This is a genomic window from Streptomyces sp. NBC_01571 (assembly GCF_026339875.1).
In the GTDB taxonomy this organism is placed as follows: Bacteria; Actinomycetota; Actinomycetes; order Streptomycetales; family Streptomycetaceae; genus Streptomyces.
This window is the reverse complement of sequence record NZ_JAPEPZ010000001.1, coordinates 5,203,329-5,223,171: the sequence shown is the minus strand read 5'-3', so window position 1 is coordinate 5,223,171 and position 19,843 is coordinate 5,203,329. Positions and strand designations below refer to the sequence as shown.

Below are 19,843 nucleotides of genomic sequence, written 5' to 3'. Positions count from 1 at the left end.
GCCCGGGAACGGGCCGCCGCGTGGGGTGTCACCTCACATCCGGGGCACCTCACATCTTGGGCAACGAGCCGCCCTGCACCGCCTGCACGTCCAGCTCGACCTTCAGCGTGGTGCCGATCGCTGAGATGCCCGCCTGGACGACCTGGTTGTAGTTCATCGCGAAGTCCTCACGGTGGAGCTGTGCCGTCGCACGGAAGGCCGCGCGGGTGCCGCCCCACGGGTCCGCGCCCGTGCCCAGGTAGGCGAGGTCCAGGTCCACCGGACGGACGACGCCGTGCAGGGTGAGTTCACCGTGGACGGTCCAGCGGTCGGAGCCGGCCGGGGTCAGGCCGGTGGAACGGTAGGTGATCAGCGGGTACGTCTCGACGTCCAGGAAGTCGGGGGACCTCAGGTGGCCGTCGCGCATCCCGTTGCCCGTGTCGATGGAGGCCGCCTGGATCACCGCCTCCACACGGGACTTGGCCACCTCGTCCGGGGCGATCTCGATGGTGCCCGAGAAGTCGGTGAACCGGCCGTGCACGCTGGAGATGCCCAGGTGCTGGGCGACGGCGCCGACCGAGGAGTGGGCGGGGTCGACGGTCCACGGGCCGGGCGGCGGCAGTTCGGTGCCGCCCTGCCGGGCGAGGACCACGGTGCCGACCTCGGCCCGTCCGCCCGCCGTGACGATCGCGCTGGAGGCGGCGGGCGCGTACCCGACCGCGGTGACGATCACGGTGTACGCGCCGGGCGTCAGCGCACCCGCGTCCCGTACGGCGCCCTCGGCGTCCGCCTCGGCCCGCAGCACCTGCGTCCCGGTCATGTCGGTCACCGTGACGACCGCGTGCGACACGGCCCATCCGTCCCGCGTACGAATCCGTGCGGTCAGTCCCATCCCGTTTCTCCTGCCTGTCTTGCACATGAACCGGCCCGTGGGAGCACGGCCTCCGCTCGGAGCGCGCGTCCCACGGGCCGGGGATTCCTTTTACTCGCCGGGGTGGGCGAGTTCGATGTCGTGGTCGTCGACACCGCGACCGCCGACGGTCAGCGCGGTGGCCACCGGCGGGTAACCCGTCGCGATGACCGTGTACTCGCCGCCGTCCAGGTCGGTGAAGGCGTACGCGCCGTCCGTGCCGGTGCGCGCCGTGCCGATCACGTTGCCGGCCGCGTCGACCAGCGTGACCCGCGCGTCCGGCAGCGGGCCGCCGGGTGCCCGTACGACACCCTGGAGCTGGGCGCCCGCGCGGAGTTCGACCTCGACCCGGGTGACCCCGGCGCCACCGACCTCGACGGGCAGCGCCTGCGGACGGTGGCCCGCCGCGTTCACCGCGACGGTCACCGGTCCGGGCACCAGCTCGGCGAAACTGAACTCGCCCTGCTCACCGGTGGTCCCGGTGGCCAGCACGTCGCCGCGCACGTCGGTCACGATGACCATGGCGTCCTTGACCGGGGTCCCGGCTCCGGCGGCCCGCACGAGCCCGCTCAGCCCGCTCGTGCCGCTCAGCAGGATGTCGTACGCCACCGGCTCGCCGTTCACGACGATCGTCGAGGCCTGCGGCTGGAAGCCGTCGGCGGAGGCGATCAGGACGTACGAACCCGTGCCGGGCGCGTCCACGGCGTAGGAGCCGTCGGCCTGGGCGACCGACCGGCCCAGCTGCCGTCCCGCGAGCGAGATCAGCGTGACCGCGGCCTGCGGCACCGGCGCGCTCTCGGCGCCGCGGACGTGGCCGCGGACGGGGATCCCGCCGGACGGCGCCGGGGTGCTCTCCCGCGTCGCCGTGGCGACGGCGGCGAGCCGCTGGGTGCCCTCCGGCGCGGACTCGGTGTCCGCCACGGTGCTCGTCGCGGTACCCGTCGCGGGGACGGACCGGGCCGGGGCCTCCTCGGCGGCGGCGACGGCGGGAACCCCCGCGTCGGCCTGCGCGGCCTGGGCAGCCTGGGCCAGCGCGCCCGAGGTCCGCAGCGGGACCTCCTTGATGAACAGCATGATGAAGAAGGCGAGCAGCGCCAGCGCGGAGGCGATCATGAAGACGTCCGCGATGCCGTGGCCGTACGCGCTCTCCAGGAGGGTGCGCAGCGGGGCGGGCAGGGCGTCCATGTCCGGGATGGTGCCGGTGCCGGAAGAGGCCGCCGCGGCCGCGTACTTGGGGTCGAGGCCGGACAGGCCGTCCTTGACGTAGTCGGTGATCCGGGTGGACATGATCGCGCCCAGCGCGGAGACGCCGATCGCGCCGCCGAGGGAGCGGAAGAACGTCACCGTGGAGCTGGCGGACCCGAGGTCGGACGGCGCCACCTGGTTCTGCGTGGACAGCACCAGGTTCTGCATCGTCATACCGATGCCGAGGCCCAGCAGCGCCATGAAGATCGCGACGTGCCAGTAGGTCGTGTCGTAGCGGATGGTGCCCAGCAGGCCGAGGCCCGCGGTGATCAGGGCGCCGCCGCTGACCAGCCAGTACTTCCAGCGGCCGGTCTTGGTGATGACCTGGCCGGAGACCGTGGAGGCGATGAACAGGCCGCCGATCATCGGGATGGTCATGACGCCCGACATCGTCGGGGACTTGTCTCGGGCCAGCTGGAAGTACTGGCTGAAGAAGACCGTGCCGGTGAACATCGCGACGCCCACGAAGAGCGAGGCGAGGGAGGAGAGCGTGATGGTGCGGTTGCGGAACAGCCGCAGCGGGATGATCGGCTCGCTCACCTTGGACTCGACGAGCACGAAGACCGCGCCGAGGAGGATCGCGCCGCCGACCATCGCGGCGGTCTGCCACGACATCCAGTCGTACTTGTCACCGGCGAAGGTGACCCAGACCAGCAGCAGCGAGACCGCGGCAGAGATGAAGAACGCGCCGCCCCAGTCGACCTTCACCTCCCGCTTGACGACGGGCAGGTGCAGGGTCTTCTGCAGCACGATCAGCGCGATGACCGCGAACGGCACACCGACGTAGAAGCACCAGCGCCAGCCGAGCCACGAGGTGTCGGTGATGACGCCGCCTAGCAGCGGACCGCCGACGGTTGCGACGGCGAAGGTCGCGCCGAGGTAGCCGGAGTAGCGGCCGCGCTCGCGCGGGGAGATCATCGCCGCCATGACGATCTGGGCGAGGGCGGACAGACCGCCGACACCGATGCCCTGGACCACGCGGCAGGCGATCAGCATGCCGGCGTTCTGCGACAGACCCGCGGCGGCGGATCCGAGGACGTAGATGACCAGGGCTATCTGTACGAGCGCCTTCTTGCTGTACAGGTCGGAGAGCTTGCCCCACAGGGGCGTGGCCGCGGTCATGGAGAGCAGCGCGGCCGTGACGACCCAGGTGTACGCGGACTGGCCGCCGCCCAGGTCGCCGACGATCTCGGGCAGGGCGTTGGTGACGATCGTCGACGACAGGATCGCGACGAACATGCCGAGGAGCAGCCCGGAGAGCGCCTCCATGATCTGCCGGTGTGTCATCGGAGCGCCGTCGGAGGACCCACCTCCGTGCTTGGCGTGAGCCCGCACACCGGCTGGTGTGGTCGTTGCCATGGGCTTCCTTCTCTAGTGCTTCGTGTGCTTACGCGGGTGTACGGGTGGTGGTCGGTTCTGTTGCGTGGGCTGCTTGGGCAGCGGCCGGACAGGGGGGCCGCTGGGTGGTGCGGCAGTCGCCGAAGCTCTCGCGCAGCCGGCCCATGAGGTGGCTGAGCAGCCCGACCTCCTGGTCGGACCAGTCGCTGAGCCGGTCGGCGAAGAGCTGCGAGGAGCGCCGGGAGAGCTCGTCGAGCCGCGCGTGCCCGGCGTCGGTGAGACGCAGGATGCGCGAGCGCTTGTCGGCCGGGTCGGGGAGGCGTTCGATCCAGCCCCGGTCGGCGACGTGCGCGACATGGCGGCTGGTCACGGACATGTCCACGGAGAGCAGCTCGGCGAGCTTGCTCATCCGCATGTCGCCGTGGCGGCCCAGCAGCGTCAGCACGGCGGCGGAACCCGCCGGGCAGTCGTGCGGCAGGATCCGCGCCAGCTCCCTCTTCACGGCGCCGATGGCACTGAGCTGACGGGCCAACTCCTCGTACTGCGCCCGCTCGGCCATCGCCCCTCCATATTCGTTGCTTGGGGCAACCATAAATGCAGTTGGTTGCTGCAGGCAAACGAAATGGTCCCCACTGGGATAAAAACATGGCAAAGGCAAGCATTGGCAAATGTAAACCTGCTGGTGAGAGCGGTGCCGGACTGAGAGTCGGCTGTGAGGCCCGGCCGCGCACCAGAGGGGCCCCCGCACTTGGGTGGGCTCCGGCTATTCGCTAGGGTCCTGGGCCATGGCAAACACCCAGGGCCCCGAGGGCAACTACGACCCCGCGGGTAGCACCCAGATGTTCCGCGCTTTCGTCGACGAGGGCCCCCAGGCCCGTCAGCAGCAGCAGGTGGCCGCCCCGGCGGGTCCCCGCATCGGCCTCATCATCGGCATCGTCGTCGCCGTGGCGGTCGTCGCCGCCGTGGCATGGCTCGCCCTGTCGTGAGGACGCCCCGCCGGTAGCGGCGGGTCACTTCCACTGGACGGACACGTCCCGTGTCTCGATGTGCATGCCCAACGGCACGCGCCAGGCGTCGACGCACACCGTCCAGGACTTCCTGGTGCCCGCTCCCGGGGCGATCGGCGCGGGCAGGTCCCGCGTCGACCCGATCGTGGCCCAGTCGATCCCGAGCGCCCCGATGATGTGCGTCCCGAGGGTCACCGTGCCCGAACGCACCGCGGTGCCGCCGGTGTTGCGGAAGGAGAGGGTCACCTTCTCGCACCAGCGCTGACCGGTGGCCTCCCGCTCGGGCGCGCCCACCTGCACGGCGGCGGGCGCCGGCGCGGACGGTGCCGGGTGCGTCGGCGGGGCGGTCGTCGGCCCACTGCCTGAACTCGCCTGCGCCCGACCCGGGTTGCCGCCCGTGGAGGCAGGTGCCGGAGGTCCGCCGGTCCCGGCGCCGCTGCCCGCCCCCGCCCCCTTCCCGGCAACGTCCGAGGACGGTCCCGGCGGCCCCGGACTCCCGGCCGGCCGCGTCGTCCCGTCGGCGGCCGCCCCGGCGTCGCCGCGGGGGCCCTTCCCGGGGTGTGAGGCGCTCCCCCCGGCCAGTGGGGCCAGGGAGACGTCGCCGGTGGGGGCCACGGCCCTGCCGGACCCCCCGGGCACTCCCGCCGCGACGTGGCCGCCGCCTCCGCCGCCGCTGCCGCACGCGGCCAGCACGGCGCTCAGACACACCACAGCCGTCGAGGCGCCCACCAGGGCGCCTCGACGGCCAGGACGACAAGTCGCTCGACCCGCTCGACGCATCGCGCCAGTGTGACTGACGGACCGTCAATTATGAAGGCTCGGGAGGTCGTTCTCCCGCGCCGGCTCCTCAGTCGGAGATGAGTCCTTCGCGCAGCTGGGCGAGGGTCCGGGTGAGCAGCCGGGAGACGTGCATCTGGGAGATGCCGACCTCGTCGCCGATCTGCGACTGGGTCATGTTCGCGAAGAAGCGCAGCATGATGATGCGGCGCTCGCGGGGCGGGAGCTTGGCGAGCAGCGGCTTCAGCGACTCGCGGTACTCGACGCCCTCCAGGGCCGTGTCCTCGTAGCCGAGGCGGTCCGCGAGGGAGCCCTCGCCGCCGTCGTCCTCGGGGGCCGGCGAGTCCAGCGAGGACGCCGTGTACGCGTTGCCCACGGCCAGGCCGTCGACCACGTCCTCCTCGGATACGCCGAGCACGGAGGCGAGTTCGGCGACCGTCGGGGAGCGGTCGAGCTTCTGGGAGAGCTCGTCACTGGCCTTGGTGAGGGCGAGCCGCAGCTCCTGGAGACGGCGCGGCACCCGGACCGACCACGACGTGTCGCGGAAGAAGCGCTTGATCTCGCCCACGACGGTGGGCATCGCGAACGTCGGGAACTCCACCCCGCGTTCGCAGTCGAAGCGGTCGATCGCCTTGATCAGGCCGATGGTGCCGACCTGGACGATGTCCTCCATCGGCTCGTTGCGGGAGCGGAAGCGGGCCGCCGCGTACCGGACGAGCGGGAGGTTCAGCTCGATGAGTGTGTCCCGGACGTAGCCGCGCTCCGGGCTGTCCTCACCGAGTGCGGCGAGCCGCAGGAACAGGGAGCGGGACAGGGTGCGGGTGTCGATGGCTTCCGAGGTCGGAGCGGCCTGGGCGGCCGGAGCGGCCGGAGCGGCCGGGACGGCATCCGGGGCCGGAAGGGCCGATACGTCGGCAATGACAACGTGAAGCGCGTCGGGCTCCGAGTCGCTCTTCGTGAGCGTGAGCACCTTCGAGCTGCCCTGGTCTGCGGACATGCCACCCCCTTTGGGTCGCGGACGGTCGCGGCGGACGCTCCCGTCGGAGGAACGCAGCCTCCACCTGAATACCGGTCGGGAGGCTGCGGCAAACGCGCTTCCGGCAGAATGTCACATGTCGGCAACACGCTGTAGTGACATGTCGACATGGAGAGGGTGAATCGGCCCTGGAAAAAGGGGGTCTGACGGCATTTCACGGCTGAACGGACGGAAAAGGAATCTCTGAGCGATTCGCTCTTACCGGTTACGCCTCGATCCTGTTTGCGGATCGAAGACGTGCGAAGCTGCGGGCGAGGAGCCTTGACACGTGCATCTGGGAAACGCCCAGCTCGGCGCTGATCTGCGACTGCGTCAGATTGCTGTAGTAGCGCAGCAGAAGGATCCGCTGTTCGCGTTCGGGCAGTTGCACGAGCAGGTGGCGTACGAGGTCGCGGTGCTCCACCCCGTCGAGCGCGGGGTCCTCGTAGCCGAGCCGGTCGAGCAGCCCGGGCAGCCCGTCGCCCTCCTGGGCGGCCTCCAGGGAGGTCGCGTGGTACGAGCGCCCGGCCTCGATGCAGGACAGCACCTCCTCCTCGGTGATGCGCAGCCGCTCGGCGATCTCGGCGGTCGTGGGCGTACGCCCGAAGGCCGTCGTCAGGTCCTCGGTGGCGCTGTTCACCTGCACCCACAGCTCGTGCAGCCGGCGGGGTACGTGGACGGTGCGGACGTTGTCGCGGAAGTACCGCTTGATCTCGCCGACGACCGTGGGCATCGCGAAGGTCGGGAACTGCACGCCCCGCTCCGGGTCGAAGCGGTCGATCGCGTTGATGAGCCCGATGGTGCCGACCTGGACCACGTCCTCCATGGGCTCGTTGCGGCTGCGGAAGCGGGCGGCGGCGTAGCGGACGAGCGGCAGGTTCGCCTCGATGAGCGCCCCGCGTACTTGGTCGTGCTCGGCGGTGCCCGGCTCCAGCGTCTTGAGCCGGCCGAAGAGCACCTGGGTGAGGGCCCGGGTGTCGGCGCCGCGTCGGCGCTCGGGGGCGGCCTCCTGGAACGGGGCCTGCTCCTCCTCGGGCGCCCGCTCCTGCTCCGGCGCCGGATGCTCCTGCGGAGCGCGCTCCTGCTCCGGCGTCCGGCCCTGGGGCGGTGCCGCCTGTTCCAGGAGCTGGGGCCGCTCCTGGGGAGGTGCCGGCTGTTCCTGGAGGGGAGCCCGCTCCTGGGGAGGTGCCTGTTCGTGGAGCGGGGTCCGCTCCAGAGGTGCCGTCGGTTCCTGGGGCGGTGCTTGAGGCGCAGTACTGGCCGGCACGGTCAACTCCACCTCTATCATCCGTCAGATCCGTCAACTCATCCGTCAAAAGCGGTCATAGCATCACAAGACATGTGCACTGTGTGCAAGCACCGCATAAAGCCGTGTTGAACGGGAACTGTGGAGAGTTGGGGGCCCGTGACGCGGAGAAGCCCCCCGCCGGTCGTGGCGAGGGGCTCCGGGGCGCGCGGCTCAGAAGGGGTAGTCGGCGATCACCCAGGTCGCGAACTCGCGCCACAGCGCGACGCCCGCCTGATGCGCCGGATGCTCCAAGTACCGCTGCAGGGCGTCCGCGTCGTCGACCGCGGAGTTGATCGCGAAGTCGTAGGCGATGGGCCGGTCGGTGATGTTCCAGTCGCATTCCCAGAACCGCACGTCGGGGATCAGGTCGCCGAGCGCGCGGAAGGCGGCGACGCCCTCGACGACGCGCGAACCCCATCGTCACTGTTCAGGAAGCCGTTACCGCGTTCGCCGAGTGGAACGAGCCGACCGACGCGGAACTGGACGCGATCGAGCAGGAGCTCCCGCTGATCCTGGCGGACGTCGACCTGATCGACGCGCAGATCATCGCCATGGACCACACCCCGAACGAGGTCGACACCCGCCGCGTCCGCCGGGCCCTGGCTCGGGTCCTCACCGAGTACCGCGTCCTCGCCAACCGCACCACCGACGCTGAAGCCGCCGGCGGTGCGGCGTGAACCGGTGGGGAAAGGGCCTGTTAGTCCTCGCTCTGGTGGTCGTGGTCGCCATGGCGTTCCGGGTCTCCTGGAACGCGCTGCGGGACATCGCCACCGCGATTGGCGCGGATGACACCGCGGCGACGCTCTACCCGTTCGTGGTCGACGGCCTGATGGCCCTCGCCCTCGTCGCCACCCTGGTCCTGACAGACCAGGCAAGGACGTTCGCGTTGCGGGTCCTGGGCACCTACACCGCCGCTTCGCTGGTCCTCAACTACGTCCACGGACTCATCCCGCAGTTGCACGGCGCCACGGTCGACTGGGGACGGCTCGCCGACTGGGACCCTGCCAACTACGCCCTCGTGCTGCTGGCCACCTCGCTTCCGGTCGGGTCGATCTACTTCGGCTCCGATCTGGTCGCCAAGGTCCTGCACCACCGCCCCGCCCCGACCACGGAGTCGATTCCGGCGCCGGTCGTGAATGCGGAGGAATCTACCGAGAGCGTGAGCAAACGGTCTACGGCTGACCTCGCGGAATCGACCCCCGCCCCGGTCGCCACGGCGCCCGTGCGGATGCCCGATCCCGTGACCGTTCCGTTCGAGAAGCCGGCGGTTCCCCTCAAGCCCGTCCCGACTCCCACCGCCCCGATTCCCGCAACGCCAATCGAGCGGCGGTCAGTGGCTGCTGCGGAGTCGACCCGCCCGCGCCGGGCAACCGGTCGGGTCCCCGCAGTCGCTCGATCGAGCCGGCCGAAGCGCACCCCCGATCAACTGCTCGATGAGGCACGGCGCGTCACCGCCGACTGGCCGGACACGAAGCTCACCGCGGAGGGCATCCGCCTCGCGGTCCACACCTCACCGGTCAACGCCCGGACGCTGCGGGACACCCTGCGCGGCGAGCGGGCCGCTAAGGCGGCCGTCTGATGTCCGCCGCGTGGGGCAAGTGCTTCGACCCGTCCGGGGACCGCTACGGGATACCAACTGGAGTTCACGCGGGTTCCCCGAGATGTGCGGCGGCCGCGTCGGCGCAAGTGCGCAGGTGAGCATCCTGCGCGGGGCGTGCCCACGAGGTCACGAGGTTCTCGCACTTACGGGCAGATTCCGCGAGCGGAGCCAGGAATTTGCCCGTTCATGCGGGAATCCGGAAGCCGCTGCTCAGGCTATCCATCTCTCACCGTGTCGGTGACGGCCCAATCCCACAGCTGAGAACTCGTCCTCCCCGGCGCTCGCCACGACGCCCAGCCGTCGAAGTGCCTGCGAGATGGCGCTGCCAGCTGGCGGAAAGGGCTGGCCCTCCTGTACATGGAGCGGTCCCAGCACGACGGTGCCGGCATCCCACACGGCAGCCTGCTGCTCGCCCACACCGCCGAAGTACTCGGCTTCCACGTAGGCCACCGGCCCAGCGGTCGACCAGTCAGCGAGGGTCTTCTCGAACCCTCCCGGCAGCCGCCAGAACCCCAAAGCGCCGTTATCGCTGCCGTCCGCGACGGAATCAAAGAGGGCGTCTGTCATCGGCATCAGCGACAGGCCCTGTCCGAGCGACGCCATCCGAGCAGCAGGCAAATCCAGTGAAGCGGCGCGCAGCACCTCTTCACCGGCGATCACCGCTTGCAGGTCATAGCTCACCCCAACGCCCCCTCCACCGATCGGAGCCCCATCCTGCCGCACGCTCCAAAGCCGAACCCGCGCGGCACCCCCGACCAAAAAGACCACGTCCCCAGCGGGTTCTCACGAGAACACCGTCCAAATCCCTCGAACCCGCTGGTTTCCACCTATCCGTGGCGCCTGGCCCCGGACGGGCTCGCCACCCGCCGACAGTTACGGGCCCGCGGTCTGCGCCCCGGAGGGCAAGAAATCGCCGCGCAAGTCATGCGCGTCAACCGCCGACAGGGCGGGGTGCGCGTCTCCTACCTCTACCGCCTCGACCTGGCCAAGCCCGTGCGGCCGATGACGTCGCGGAAGTGGGGCGCGCTCGCCCTGGCGATGCTCGCCCGCCGCACCTGCCCCAAGTGCCAGATCACCTACAGCTACTGCCTGTCGACCCGGCACGGCATCTGCGGTCTGTGCATCACCGCCGAATCTGCTGCCGCGTGACCTGCGGCTTTCCCCTCGGAGACTCGTGTGAAGACGACCGTGAGCACGCACAAGATCCCCGGATACGGCTCGACCGCCCGCACCGCGAAACGGCTGACGGAACAGGCCGTGACCGTGGTGAACCGGGCGGTGCCGGGCCGGATGCCGGACGTCGAGGTGATCCTCACCAACGAACGCGGCATGGCCGAAGCGATGACCGCCGCCGACATCGCCCTCGCCGGCGCCATCGACCGCCGCACCCTCAACCGTGCCGAACGCGACGCCCGCAAGGTGGCCCGCGAGATCCAGGCCCGCGCCATCCCGCGCCCGGACAAGAGCGCGCTGATCATCATCGACGTCGACAAGCACCCCACCCCCGAAGCGTTCGCCGTGACGCTCGTTCACGAACTCACCCACGCCATGCAGTTCAGCCGCAAGGGCGTGTTCGAGCGGGTCGTGGCCAACACCCGCGCCGGGTTCGGCATCGAGCGGCAGTCACGCCGCGACGCCCGCGAACACAACTGGCTCGTCGACCAGGAAGAGGCCGAAGCCTACGGCTTCGAGTACCTCGCCAACCGCATCGTCCCCGGCTCCCACGCCTGAACAGGAGACGCTCCACATGACCGAGAACGTCGTCCACCTGCACAAGGACACCAACGAGCCCGCCACCGTCACCACCCTGACCGTGGTCCCCGAACCCGCCCCGGCCCCGCCCGTTCCGCTGTGGGTCCGTTCCGGGCGTGCGGTGAAGACGGCCGTCACGCACGACCACACGAAAGCGACCGCCCGCGCTGCCGCCCGCCACAGCCTGTATGTGGTCGGGGGCGCGCGGATCGTCGGGCGCCGGGCGTGGGACGGCCGGACTGCCGCCCGCTACGAGCGGTACATGCGCACCGCGGAGGCTGCGGGGAACATGGAACTCGCGGCCGAGTGGGAGGAGCGCGGGCAGCGCTACCGCGACGCCCGGCACCGCCGCCGCATGGACCTGCTCACTTCCCCGATCGACGCGGCGAAGGGCATCGCGGCCGGCACCGGCATGGGCATAGGCGGACTGGTCGCCCTCGGCATCGTCATGGCGATTGCGACCAAGGACGTCAGTGACGTCGTCACGCCGCTGATGGCGGCCGTCGACTTCATCAACCTGCTGATCTGGATCGTTCAGGTCGTGTGGGGGCCCGTGATCACGATCGGCCCGTTCCTCGCCCTGCTCGCCCTGTGGGCAGTCGGCAGCAAGCAGCACGCGGCCCCCGCGTGGGCACTGCCGGCGAACATCAAGAACGGTGAGGGCGAGCCGATCACCCCGTCGATCGTCATCAAGGCACTCCGGGATCTCGGAGTCGCCCCGCTCCGCAACGCCATCAAGGACATGGGCGACGCCGGCGCGTCGATGCTCGGGCCGATCCGGATCGCCGGATGCGGCGTGGAAGTCGACGTCACGCTCCCGTCCGGGGTGTCCACGATCGAGGTGCAGAACCGGCGCCGGAAGCTTGCCGAGAACCTGACCCGGCACGAGCACGAAGTGTTCATCATGATCCCCATTGCTGCCCGGACGGTGCGGCTGTGGATCGCGGACTCCGGGGCGCTCGATGAGCCGATCGGCCCGTCTCCGCTGGTCACCGACGAGACCATGACCGCCGACTACACCAAGGGCCGCGCCCCGTGGGGGCAGGACCTGCGCGGCGACGCGGCGGCGCTGTCTCTGTATCAGCGGCATTTGCTGATCACGGGGTTGTCGAACCAGGGCAAGACCGCCGCGCTTCGGTCGCTGGCGCTGTGGGCGTCGTTGGATCGACGGGTCGAGTTCCGCATCGCTGACCTCAAGGGCGCCGGCGACTGGTCGATGTTCGACGGACTGGCCACCATCCTGATTCAGGGCCCGACCGATGAGCACGTGATCGAGGCGACCGAGATGGTTGAGGGCCTGGTTGACGAGATGAACCAGCGGATCGCGCAGCGACAGGCCGACCCCACTGTCGTGTTCGACCCGCTGATCGGGATCGTGGACGAAGCACAGGTGGCGTTCATGTGCCCGGCCATGGACGACCAAAAGCGCCCCTACGGCGGATCCAAGGCCCTGTCGCGCTACTTCATGGCCGTGCGCAAGGTCCACAACCAGGGCCGCGTGGTCGACGTCCTCATGTACGAGGGAACGCAGGACCCGACCGACCAGAACCTTCCCAAGCTGGTCCGCGAGGGCGCCCACACCCGCGCCTCCCTCGCCCTGGGCACCGCAGCGCAGTCCGTCATGGCGCTGGGCGAGAAGGCAGTCAACGCCGGCGCAGCCCCGCACCTGCTGCGCCAGGGACTCGACAAGGGAACCCTGGTCATCGCCTCCGACGGCATCGAGATCCCCAAGGGTCAGTCCTCCATCACCGTGCGCACGCACTTCATCGGGGATGAGGACGCCAAGGCCATCACCGAGCGAGCCAAGGCCCTGCGTGACGGCGTCACCACCCTCAACCGCGGTGAGAAGCGCGACCCGCTCACCGACATCGCGAGCGTGCTCGGGGACAAGCCGCGGGTGCGGACCAAGGACGTGCTGGCCCGCCTAGCTGCGCTGAGTGCGGATGCGTACGGCGGCTGGTCGTTCATCGACCTCAAGCGCGTCCTGGACGACGCCGGCGCGGAGCCGCACAAGTCCGATGGGGTCATGGTCGTCAGCCGTGACCGCGTCCTGCGCTCGCTCGCCAACCGCGACGCGGACGGTTCCGCTTCCGCCGAAGGATGACAGGGAGCCGACCCCGCCCCGGGCAGGGAGACAGGGAGAACTCCCTAACCCCCTCCCTGACCCACCTCCCTGCCCCTGAGCTGCACAAATGATCGCTCAGGGAGTCAGGGAGGACCGCAGGTCAGACCCCCGAAACACCCCTCCACAGCCACCCCGCACGGGGGTGGTCCCGCCTCCCTGCACCGCATCGCGAAGGGATTCCGCATGTACCCCGAACACGCCCCCCACGGCCGGTACGAGACCGCCGTGGACGTCCACCGGCCCACCCCGATCACCCCCGTCGTCATGGCACCGGCGCCGCTCGTTCCGGTGCAGCCGGGCGCCGTTCCGAGCGTGGCGAGCGTCGTCCTGCCGGACGGCCGCGTCGTCACCGGCTACGCCATCAGCCCCGTGCAGCCGGGGCCGGCCACTGCCAAGCCGGCCGTGTCCCGGGCGGCCGTGAACGTCGCGCTCGGGGGCGTGGGGTTCCTCGCGGTGTGCGGCGGGCTGCTGCTCCTGACGACGTTCATCGCCGCACTCACCGCCCTGATCACCCAACTCATCATCCTCGCCGCCGTGATCTTCGGCGGATGGATCGCCGTGCAGATCTTCACCGCATCCGGCTCGAAGGGCGGGACGACGGTCAACATCCGCAAAGCCGTGATCAAGCGGAACAAGTTCTACAGCTAGCTACGCCAAGGGCGGCCCCCACGTCTCGCCAAAGAACGGGGCCGCCCTTGTCCACCAGCATCCCTCGAAGGAACTGGAGACATTCAGCATGACGCAACCCACCAGCCTGCCGCGAGCCTTACCGGCGGGAGCTCCCGCCGCGGCCGGTATGCGGTTCTACCTGACCACCCACAAACGGCACTGGCTGCGCCTGACCGACGTGCCGCTGTTCTTGAAGTCCGAGCACTTCGACCGCGCCCGGAAGTGGGACGAGGCTCAAGGCCCCTACGCGATCGACTCCGGAGGCTTCTCGGAGCTGAAGGAAAGGGGCATCTGGACCCGCACACCGCGCCAGTACGTCGATGACCTGCGACGTATCTGGGAGCACGTCGGCCCCTACGACTGGGCTGCGCAACAGGATTGGATGTGCGAGGACGCCATCATCCATGGCGGTTGGTTCGGCGGTCAGTACTTCGTCGGCACCCACCTGTCCGTTGCTGAGCACCAGCGCCGCACCGTGGCGAACTTCCTCGAACTGCGCTCCCTCGCCCCCGACCTGCGCATCGCCCCCGTCCTACAAGGGCGCAGCATCCCCGAGTACGAGCATTGCGTGGAGCTGTACGAGAAGGCGGACGTGGACCTGCGGGCGGAACCGGTCGTCGGCTTGGGCTCGGTCTGCCGACTGCAGTCCACCCGCCAGGGCGCTGCCATCGTCACCGCGATGGCCGCGCACGGCCTGCGTCTGCATGGCTTCGGCTTCAAGATCCTCGGCCTGGAACGCGTCGGGCACCTCCTCGCCTCCGCGGACTCCGCCGCTTGGAGTTCCCACGCCCGCCGCCGGCCGCCGCTGCCCGGCCACCCACACAAGAACTGCGCGAACTGCATTGACTACGCCCTGCTTTGGCGCGAGCGCGTCATCGACGCCATCCCCAGCCACCACCAAATGCTCCTCACCGACCGGAGCGCCGCATGAAAGACCACCTGCGCACTGCCCTGCTTCTCGCGACGCAGGGCGTGCCCGTTCTGCCACTGCGCCGGGGGAAGCTGCCGTTCGGGAACTGCCCGACCTGCGCCAGGAACGCGTGCGGTGGCCGGCCCAACATGCGGACCCCGGGCCCCTGCGTCTGCCCGCGGCCGTGCCACGGGTGGGCCGCGGCCACCACCGACCCGCAGGCCCTCAACTCCACAGCGTGGGCGCCGGTATGGCAGCACGCGACGGCGGTCGCCTACCACCCCGGCGGCGCCGGGGTGACCGTGGTCGACCTGGACGACCCCGCCGCTATCGCGTGGGCCCGCGAGACCCTGCCGGCCACCCGGACCGTGGCCACGACCCGGGGCGAGCACTGGATCTACCGCGGCACCATGCAGTCCGCCAACGCCGTACGACCCGGCATCGACATCAAGTCCCTTATGGCATACGCCCGTTGGCTCGGATCTGGCACGGGCGTCACGGCCGCTCTCACGGACGCTGTGCGCGCCCTGACAGTAAACGAGCCGCCCGCGGCCCGTAGGGCGCCACAGACGCTCTCAGTGCCCCTGAGTGGCCAACGGGGCGCGTGTCCGCACCGCACACCCTCGTTTCTCGAACGTGGCATCGCCATGGCGGAACAGAGCATCGCCGCGGCATCGAGTGCGGTGCACGCCACTGTCTACCGGACGTTCCTCGCCGTGCTGTCCACGCACGGCCGGTGCGGCTGCCTCACCGATGCCCACGCTGCACGGCTGTTCACGGCCGCGCAGGCCAAGGGCGAATCGCCGCGGCACTGCACCGACGCGTGGACCAACGCCCTGATCACGTTGGGACTCAGCCATGTCTGACGACGAAAAGAACCCCGGCCGCAAGGTCATTGCGGACTACGCACAGGAGCATTTCCGGTACTTCCGCACCGCAGACGGGACCGTGTACGCGCAGAAGACGGGCCACCCCGTCGCCCGGCCGATCCGCTCGCAGGGCACCACGGGCAGCCACCGCCAGGAACTCATGGTCGGCCTGTTCAAGGACGGGCACGGCGTGTTCAACGGGTCGGCGATGAAGGAGGCGTTGGACTTGATCGAAGCACTCGCGTTGGACGCGGACACGCACGCCGTGCACATCCGTGTCGCCCCCGGGTTCGACGGGGCGACGTGGCTGGACCTGGGCCGCGATGACGGCAAGTCCGTCCGCATCCACCCCACCGGCTGGGACGTGCTCACCCCCGACCCGCGTGAGGTGTGCTGGCGCCGGACGCAGCTCACTGGGGAACTCCCGTTGCCGGCGAAGGACACCAACGGCAAGGGCATTGACCTGCTGATGCGGCTGTGCAACTTCGCGAACGCGGAAACCGAGTGCTTGGCTATCGCGTGGCTGATCGGTTGTCTCGGGCCGTCCGTGCCGGTACCAGCGCCGTTCCTTACGGGGCCGCAGGGGGCGGGGAAGTCGACCGGGGGCCGGATGCTCACCCGGATCATCGAGGGGATGAGCGGTGACTTGCGCCGGGCACCGAAGGATGAGGAAAACCTGATCGCGGCGGTGGCGGCGGGATGGATCACCGCGCTGGACAACCTGTCGCACATGACGCCGGATCTCTCCGACGCGATGTGCTGCATCGTGACCGGAGCCGAGAGCGTCAAACGCGCGCTGTTCACCGACGGGGACGTGTTCCGCGTCGGCTACCGCCGCCCCCTGCTCCTCACCGGTATCGACGTCGGTGTCATCCGCCCCGACCTTGCGGAACGGCTCCTGCCGCTGCGGTTGGAGCGGCCCCGTGTCCGGCGTACCGAAGCTGAACTGTGGGCGGATTACGCGGAAGTCTTGCCCGTGGTCCTCGGCTCGCTCCTGGACCTGACGGTCAAGGTCCGCGCAGTGGAGACGGAGACCCCCACCGACCTACGGATGGCGGACTTCGCCCACCTGTGCGCACAGCTCGATGCCGCGACCGGGCTCGGAGCTCTCACCGCCTACCGAGCCAGTCTGGACGACCTGAACGACGACGTGATCGAGGGGGACCTCCTCGCACAGACCGTCCTGCGGCACGCCGACACCATCGAGCCGGGCACGGCGCAGCGGATGACGTCCACGGAGTGGCTGTCATGCCTCAGCAGCGTCTACAGCGGCGACGAGTGCCGCCCTCTGCCCAAGGGGTGGCCGACCACCGGCAAAGTCCTCTCCGACCGCCTCAAGCGCCTCCAACCCACGCTGGCGGCACGGGGCGTGCTCATCGACTCGGGCCGTACCAAGGCGGGCCGCTACCTCGAAATGACCCGCACCGTCGCCCTGACCCTGCCACCGCACGAGCAGACGCAGGCGTTCTGACCCGTGGGTCCACACGCTCAAGCCAACAGCAAGAGGAGCACCCGCGGCGTGGCGTGCTCCTCTTGCTGTTCGGCGGAACGCCGCTCCAAGGTCGCGCCGCGCAGCGGCTCCTTCTTCGCTCTGTGAGGCGCACCCGAGTACTACAGGCAGCCCCTTCTTTGTCCTAAGAGGGAAGACGCTGCGTCACCTGCGTCACCCGACTCGGAAAACCGCCGCTGGCCTGCGGCAATAGCGGTGACGCAGACGGTCGGCTCTGCGTCATTCTGCGTCACCTGCGTCACCCGGTGACGCAGCCGATGACGCAGCGGTGACGCAGCCCCGATCCGCCGCGTCACCCAAAACCGCAGGTCAGAGCCTCAAGTGACGCAGATGACGCGGTGACGCAGAAATCCGAACCTCGGACAGACACGCGCACCCGCTACCCCTCACTCCTTCGGTTTCAGGGAGATCTCCGCATGGATACGGCCCCCGCCGACGCGTTCGACAACACCCTCGTACTGCTCACCGTGGAGGAAGCTGCCCGCCGCCTCCGGATCGGCCGCACCGTCTGCTACCGGCTCATCAGTTCCGGAGAGCTGGAATCCATCACCGTTGGCCACCTCCGCAGGGTGCCGGTCGACGCTGTGCCCGAGTTCGTCACCCGCCGCCGCGAGGCGCAGCACACCCCCGCCCCTATGACCGCCGCAGCAGCCTGAGGAGTACCCGTGGCAGAAGAGAAGAACGACAAGCGCACCCGGCAGCCCAACGGCCGTTCGTCCATCTACCTGGGCAAGGATGGCAAGTGGCACGGCCGCGTCACCGTAGGAATCCGGGACAACGGCAAGCCGGATCGTCGCCATGTCGAACGCAAGACCCGAGCCGAGGTCACGACAGCCGTCCGCGAGCTGGAGAAGCAGCGGGACGGCGGCACCGTTCGGAAGGCCGGGCGAGCCTGGACGGTAGAGACGTGGCTGACCCATTGGGTTGAAAGCATCGCCCCGTTGGCCGTCAACGAGAACACGATGGTGGGGTACGGCGTTGCAGTGCGGAAACACCTGATCCCCGCTCTTGGAGCGCACCGTCTGGACAAGCTCGGACCTGAGCACATCGAACGGTTCTACGGAAAGATGCAGGCCGATGGTCGCAGGGCCGGAACGATCCATCAGATCCACCGCACCTTTCGGACTGCACTGAATGAGGCGGTACGGCGGGGTCACCTCACGCGCAATCCGGTGCAGCTCGCCAAGGCTCCTCGTCTGAGCGAAGAGGAGATCGAGCCCTACACCGTCACGGAGGTTCAACGACTGCTTCGGACCGCCGACGGCCGTCGGAACTCTGCCCGCTGGGCCGTAGCTCTGGCTCTCGGGCTCCGACAGGGGGAGGCTCTCGGCCTGAAGTGGGCTGATGTGGATCTGCGACGTGGGGTGCTGATGGTGCGTCGGAGCCGTCGCCGCCCTCACTACGCCCACGGGTGCGGCGACAGGTGCGGCAGAAAGGCCGGCTACTGCCCGCAGCGCGAACGGACCAACCCCGAGACGGCGGACACGAAGTCCCGCGCGGGGCGCCGATCGGTCGGCCTGCCGGCTCAGCTCGTAGACCTGCTGAAGATGCACAAAGCCAGGCAGGATGCCGAACGCGACGCGGCGGGGTCTGACTGGACGGATGAGGGCTGGCTCTTCGCGACGCCCGTTGGGCGGGGAACGCCTCCACGCACGGACTATGACGACTGGAAGGAACTACTCAGGGACGCCAAGGTGCGGGACGGCCGGCTACATGACGCACGTCACACCGCTGCAACGGTGCTCCTGATCCTCGGGGTCTCAGAGAGGGCCGTCATGGGCCTCATGGGGTGGTCCACCACCGCCATGGCTGCGCGGTATCAGCACATGGTCGACACCGTTCGCGATGAGGTTGCGCAGCGAGTTGACGGGCTCATTTGGGAGTCGCCCGGAGCCGGACCAGGCGACGATGACGGACTCGCTGGGGCACTCGTACGGATCGGCTGAACACGGGTAGGGGGCAGGGAGATCCTTGCCCCCTTAGTTCACGGCCTTGCCGCCCAGAAGTCCGACCATGGCACCGAAGCCAAGATTTGCGAGGGTCGAACAGGTATCCATTGCGGACTTCGCGGCTTCAGTCGGCTTCGTTACGAAGATGCCGATATACAAGCTGGCTGCAAGGGTGAGGAGAGTGATTGCAGTCACGCACAGAAACACCAACTTGAAGTGGGCGGTCACGGTTGTTAGTGCGGGGGGCGTGCTCGTTGCGCCCGAGTTGTGCGCGAATGAAGAAGGCTCAGGTACGTCGGCGGGGCCTCCAACGACTCCTTCACTCATTTTCTGCACCCCCGCTCCTTCGGGTGCCTTCTGAATCCGGGGCCTGAGAGGCGGCTGTGTCGTCTTCCCTGGCAGCCTCCGAGTCCGCCTCGAAGGCTCTGCGCAGCACCAACTCAACTGCAGCTTGCGTTGTCACCGTTGAGGTGCCGGTTACCTCGATCTGCTTGCCGTCCATCGTGATGATGACGGAAGTCTCCCGTGGGCGCTGGAAGACCGACTTGAGGACGCGGCGGATTGCCGGGTTTGTCGAGATTACTGCCGCTACGGTGACGACCGACGCGAGATTCGTGAATAGGCCTGAGTCCATACCTCGCCCCCGTTGGCCAGTACTCCTACATGTCGACTGAGATTCTGCTCTTGCGGTGACCTGCTCGCGCATGGTTTGGGCGGTCAGCTTCGCAACTGAGACGGAAACTGAGACGGAAGCCGAAGGGGCGTCCGGTTCGATGAACCGGACGCCCCTTCTACCTGCGGTAGCGGAGGGATTTGAACCCTCGGTGACTTGCGCCACACTCGCTTTCGAGGCGAGCTCCTTCGGCCGCTCGGACACGCTACCGAGAGAGACCTTACCCC

At 69.3% G+C, this 19,843-nt stretch carries 20 protein-coding genes, 1 tRNA gene and 1 pseudogene; 12 read left to right on the top strand and 10 right to left on the bottom strand.

Features of this window, described 5'->3' with window-relative positions:
* Positions 1-49: 49 nt before the first annotated feature.
* From OHB41_RS23515 to OHB41_RS23505, 3 genes are all read right to left on the bottom strand, one after another.
* Positions 50-871 carry a YceI family protein gene (locus OHB41_RS23515; protein ID WP_266700189.1) on the bottom strand — a complete coding sequence of 274 codons (822 nt, stop codon included), beginning with the start codon at positions 869-871 and terminating at the stop codon, positions 50-52.
* 90 nt (positions 872-961) lie between these two features.
* Complete coding sequence (locus OHB41_RS23510; RefSeq protein ID WP_526025056.1) at positions 962-3,421, bottom strand: MFS transporter; 2,460 nt, start codon at positions 3,419-3,421, stop codon at positions 962-964.
* Positions 3,422-3,521: 100 nt separating this feature from the next.
* Positions 3,522-4,031 carry a MarR family winged helix-turn-helix transcriptional regulator gene (locus tag OHB41_RS23505; RefSeq protein WP_266700187.1) on the bottom strand — a complete coding sequence of 170 codons (510 nt, stop codon included), beginning with the start codon at positions 4,029-4,031 and terminating at the stop codon, positions 3,522-3,524.
* Between the two features lie 226 nt (positions 4,032-4,257).
* On the opposite strand from OHB41_RS23505, the gene OHB41_RS23500 reads away from it, so the two are divergent.
* A complete protein-coding gene (locus tag OHB41_RS23500) occupies positions 4,258-4,458 on the top strand; it encodes a hypothetical protein (protein ID WP_153289730.1) in 201 nt (66 codons plus the stop codon).
* A gap of 24 nt (positions 4,459-4,482) precedes the next feature.
* On the opposite strand, the gene OHB41_RS23495 is transcribed toward OHB41_RS23500, so the two are convergent.
* The 4 genes and pseudogenes from OHB41_RS23495 to OHB41_RS23480 all read right to left on the bottom strand — a co-directional run.
* Complete coding sequence (locus tag OHB41_RS23495) at positions 4,483-5,208, bottom strand: hypothetical protein (protein ID WP_323138392.1); 726 nt, start codon at positions 5,206-5,208, stop codon at positions 4,483-4,485.
* A gap of 118 nt (positions 5,209-5,326) precedes the next feature.
* Complete coding sequence (locus OHB41_RS23490; RefSeq protein ID WP_266700185.1) at positions 5,327-6,253, bottom strand: RNA polymerase sigma factor SigF; 927 nt, start codon at positions 6,251-6,253, stop codon at positions 5,327-5,329.
* Positions 6,254-6,497: 244 nt separating this feature from the next.
* Complete coding sequence (locus tag OHB41_RS23485; protein ID WP_526024955.1) at positions 6,498-7,538, bottom strand: RNA polymerase sigma factor SigF; 1,041 nt, start codon at positions 7,536-7,538, stop codon at positions 6,498-6,500.
* Between the two features lie 192 nt (positions 7,539-7,730).
* A pseudogene (locus OHB41_RS23480) lies at positions 7,731-7,967 on the bottom strand (Dabb family protein); the annotation flags it as partial.
* Positions 7,968-7,975: 8 nt separating this feature from the next.
* Between OHB41_RS23480 and OHB41_RS23475 the strand changes: the two are divergent.
* Positions 7,976-8,236 (top strand): DUF6284 family protein, encoded by a 261-nt coding sequence (locus tag OHB41_RS23475; protein ID WP_266706070.1) that lies wholly within the window; start codon positions 7,976-7,978, stop codon positions 8,234-8,236.
* Positions 8,233-9,138, top strand: coding sequence for a DUF2637 domain-containing protein (locus OHB41_RS23470; protein ID WP_266700184.1), 906 nt, complete (start codon positions 8,233-8,235; stop codon positions 9,136-9,138). The genes OHB41_RS23475 and OHB41_RS23470 overlap by 4 nt, the downstream gene beginning before the upstream one ends.
* A 231-nt stretch (positions 9,139-9,369) precedes the next feature.
* On the opposite strand, the gene OHB41_RS23465 is transcribed toward OHB41_RS23470, so the two are convergent.
* The gene (locus OHB41_RS23465) at positions 9,370-9,840 is read right to left on the bottom strand and encodes a hypothetical protein (RefSeq protein ID WP_266700183.1); all 471 of its coding nucleotides are present in this window, start codon (positions 9,838-9,840) and stop codon (positions 9,370-9,372) included.
* Positions 9,841-9,975: 135 nt separating this feature from the next.
* On the opposite strand from OHB41_RS23465, the gene OHB41_RS23460 reads away from it, so the two are divergent.
* From OHB41_RS23460 to OHB41_RS23420, 9 genes are all read left to right on the top strand, one after another.
* Positions 9,976-10,308 carry an RRQRL motif-containing zinc-binding protein gene (locus tag OHB41_RS23460; RefSeq protein WP_266706069.1) on the top strand — a complete coding sequence of 111 codons (333 nt, stop codon included), beginning with the start codon at positions 9,976-9,978 and terminating at the stop codon, positions 10,306-10,308.
* 39 nt (positions 10,309-10,347) lie between these two features.
* Complete coding sequence (locus tag OHB41_RS23455) at positions 10,348-10,890, top strand: hypothetical protein (RefSeq protein ID WP_266700182.1); 543 nt, start codon at positions 10,348-10,350, stop codon at positions 10,888-10,890.
* Between the two features lie 16 nt (positions 10,891-10,906).
* A complete protein-coding gene (locus tag OHB41_RS23450; RefSeq protein WP_266700181.1) occupies positions 10,907-13,015 on the top strand; it encodes an FtsK/SpoIIIE domain-containing protein in 2,109 nt (702 codons plus the stop codon).
* A 204-nt stretch (positions 13,016-13,219) separates the two neighbouring features.
* Positions 13,220-13,684: a hypothetical protein gene (locus tag OHB41_RS23445; protein WP_266700180.1), complete on the top strand. Its 465-nt coding sequence runs from the start codon at positions 13,220-13,222 to the stop codon at positions 13,682-13,684.
* An 88-nt stretch (positions 13,685-13,772) separates the two neighbouring features.
* Positions 13,773-14,636 (top strand): deazapurine DNA modification protein DpdA family protein, encoded by an 864-nt coding sequence (locus tag OHB41_RS23440; RefSeq protein ID WP_266700179.1) that lies wholly within the window; start codon positions 13,773-13,775, stop codon positions 14,634-14,636.
* Positions 14,633-15,481, top strand: a complete 849-nt coding sequence (locus OHB41_RS23435; protein WP_266700178.1) for a bifunctional DNA primase/polymerase — start codon at positions 14,633-14,635, stop codon at positions 15,479-15,481. The genes OHB41_RS23440 and OHB41_RS23435 overlap by 4 nt, the downstream gene beginning before the upstream one ends.
* The gene (locus OHB41_RS23430; protein ID WP_266700177.1) at positions 15,474-16,955 is read left to right on the top strand and encodes an AICE element replication initiation protein; all 1,482 of its coding nucleotides are present in this window, start codon (positions 15,474-15,476) and stop codon (positions 16,953-16,955) included. Before OHB41_RS23435 ends, OHB41_RS23430 begins: the two co-directional genes overlap by 8 nt.
* 455 nt (positions 16,956-17,410) lie before the next feature.
* Positions 17,411-17,650: a helix-turn-helix domain-containing protein gene (locus OHB41_RS23425; protein WP_266700176.1), complete on the top strand. Its 240-nt coding sequence runs from the start codon at positions 17,411-17,413 to the stop codon at positions 17,648-17,650.
* Between the two features lie 9 nt (positions 17,651-17,659).
* Positions 17,660-18,940: a tyrosine-type recombinase/integrase gene (locus OHB41_RS23420; protein WP_266700175.1), complete on the top strand. Its 1,281-nt coding sequence runs from the start codon at positions 17,660-17,662 to the stop codon at positions 18,938-18,940.
* Positions 18,941-18,973: 33 nt separating this feature from the next.
* On the opposite strand, the gene OHB41_RS23415 is transcribed toward OHB41_RS23420, so the two are convergent.
* Together OHB41_RS23415 and OHB41_RS23410 are read right to left on the bottom strand one after the other, a co-directional pair.
* Entirely contained in the window at positions 18,974-19,171 is a 198-nt protein-coding gene (locus OHB41_RS23415; RefSeq protein WP_266700174.1) for a hypothetical protein, read from the bottom strand.
* A gap of 570 nt (positions 19,172-19,741) precedes the next feature.
* Positions 19,742-19,826, bottom strand: a tRNA-Ser gene (locus OHB41_RS23410).
* Positions 19,827-19,843: the final 17 nt, after the last annotated feature.

Excerpts from the sequence above, each read along its gene's own strand:
- OHB41_RS23510 (WP_526025056.1), bottom strand. The coding sequence starts at position 3,421 with ATGACACACCGGCAGATCATGGAGGCGCTCTCCGGGCTGCTCCTCGGC.
- OHB41_RS23490 (WP_266700185.1), bottom strand. The coding sequence starts at position 6,253 with ATGTCCGCAGACCAGGGCAGCTCGAAGGTGCTCACGCTCACGAAGAGC.
- OHB41_RS23430 (WP_266700177.1), top strand. The coding sequence starts at position 15,474 with ATGTCTGACGACGAAAAGAACCCCGGCCGCAAGGTCATTGCGGACTAC.
- OHB41_RS23445 (WP_266700180.1), top strand. The coding sequence starts at position 13,220 with ATGTACCCCGAACACGCCCCCCACGGCCGGTACGAGACCGCCGTGGAC.
- OHB41_RS23435 (WP_266700178.1), top strand. The coding sequence starts at position 14,633 with ATGAAAGACCACCTGCGCACTGCCCTGCTTCTCGCGACGCAGGGCGTG.
- OHB41_RS23425 (WP_266700176.1), top strand. The coding sequence starts at position 17,411 with ATGGATACGGCCCCCGCCGACGCGTTCGACAACACCCTCGTACTGCTC.
- OHB41_RS23515 (WP_266700189.1), bottom strand. The coding sequence starts at position 871 with ATGGGACTGACCGCACGGATTCGTACGCGGGACGGATGGGCCGTGTCG.
- OHB41_RS23450 (WP_266700181.1), top strand. The coding sequence starts at position 10,907 with ATGACCGAGAACGTCGTCCACCTGCACAAGGACACCAACGAGCCCGCC.
- OHB41_RS23440 (WP_266700179.1), top strand. The coding sequence starts at position 13,773 with ATGACGCAACCCACCAGCCTGCCGCGAGCCTTACCGGCGGGAGCTCCC.
- OHB41_RS23500 (WP_153289730.1), top strand. The coding sequence starts at position 4,258 with ATGGCAAACACCCAGGGCCCCGAGGGCAACTACGACCCCGCGGGTAGC.
- OHB41_RS23505 (WP_266700187.1), bottom strand. The coding sequence starts at position 4,031 with ATGGCCGAGCGGGCGCAGTACGAGGAGTTGGCCCGTCAGCTCAGTGCC.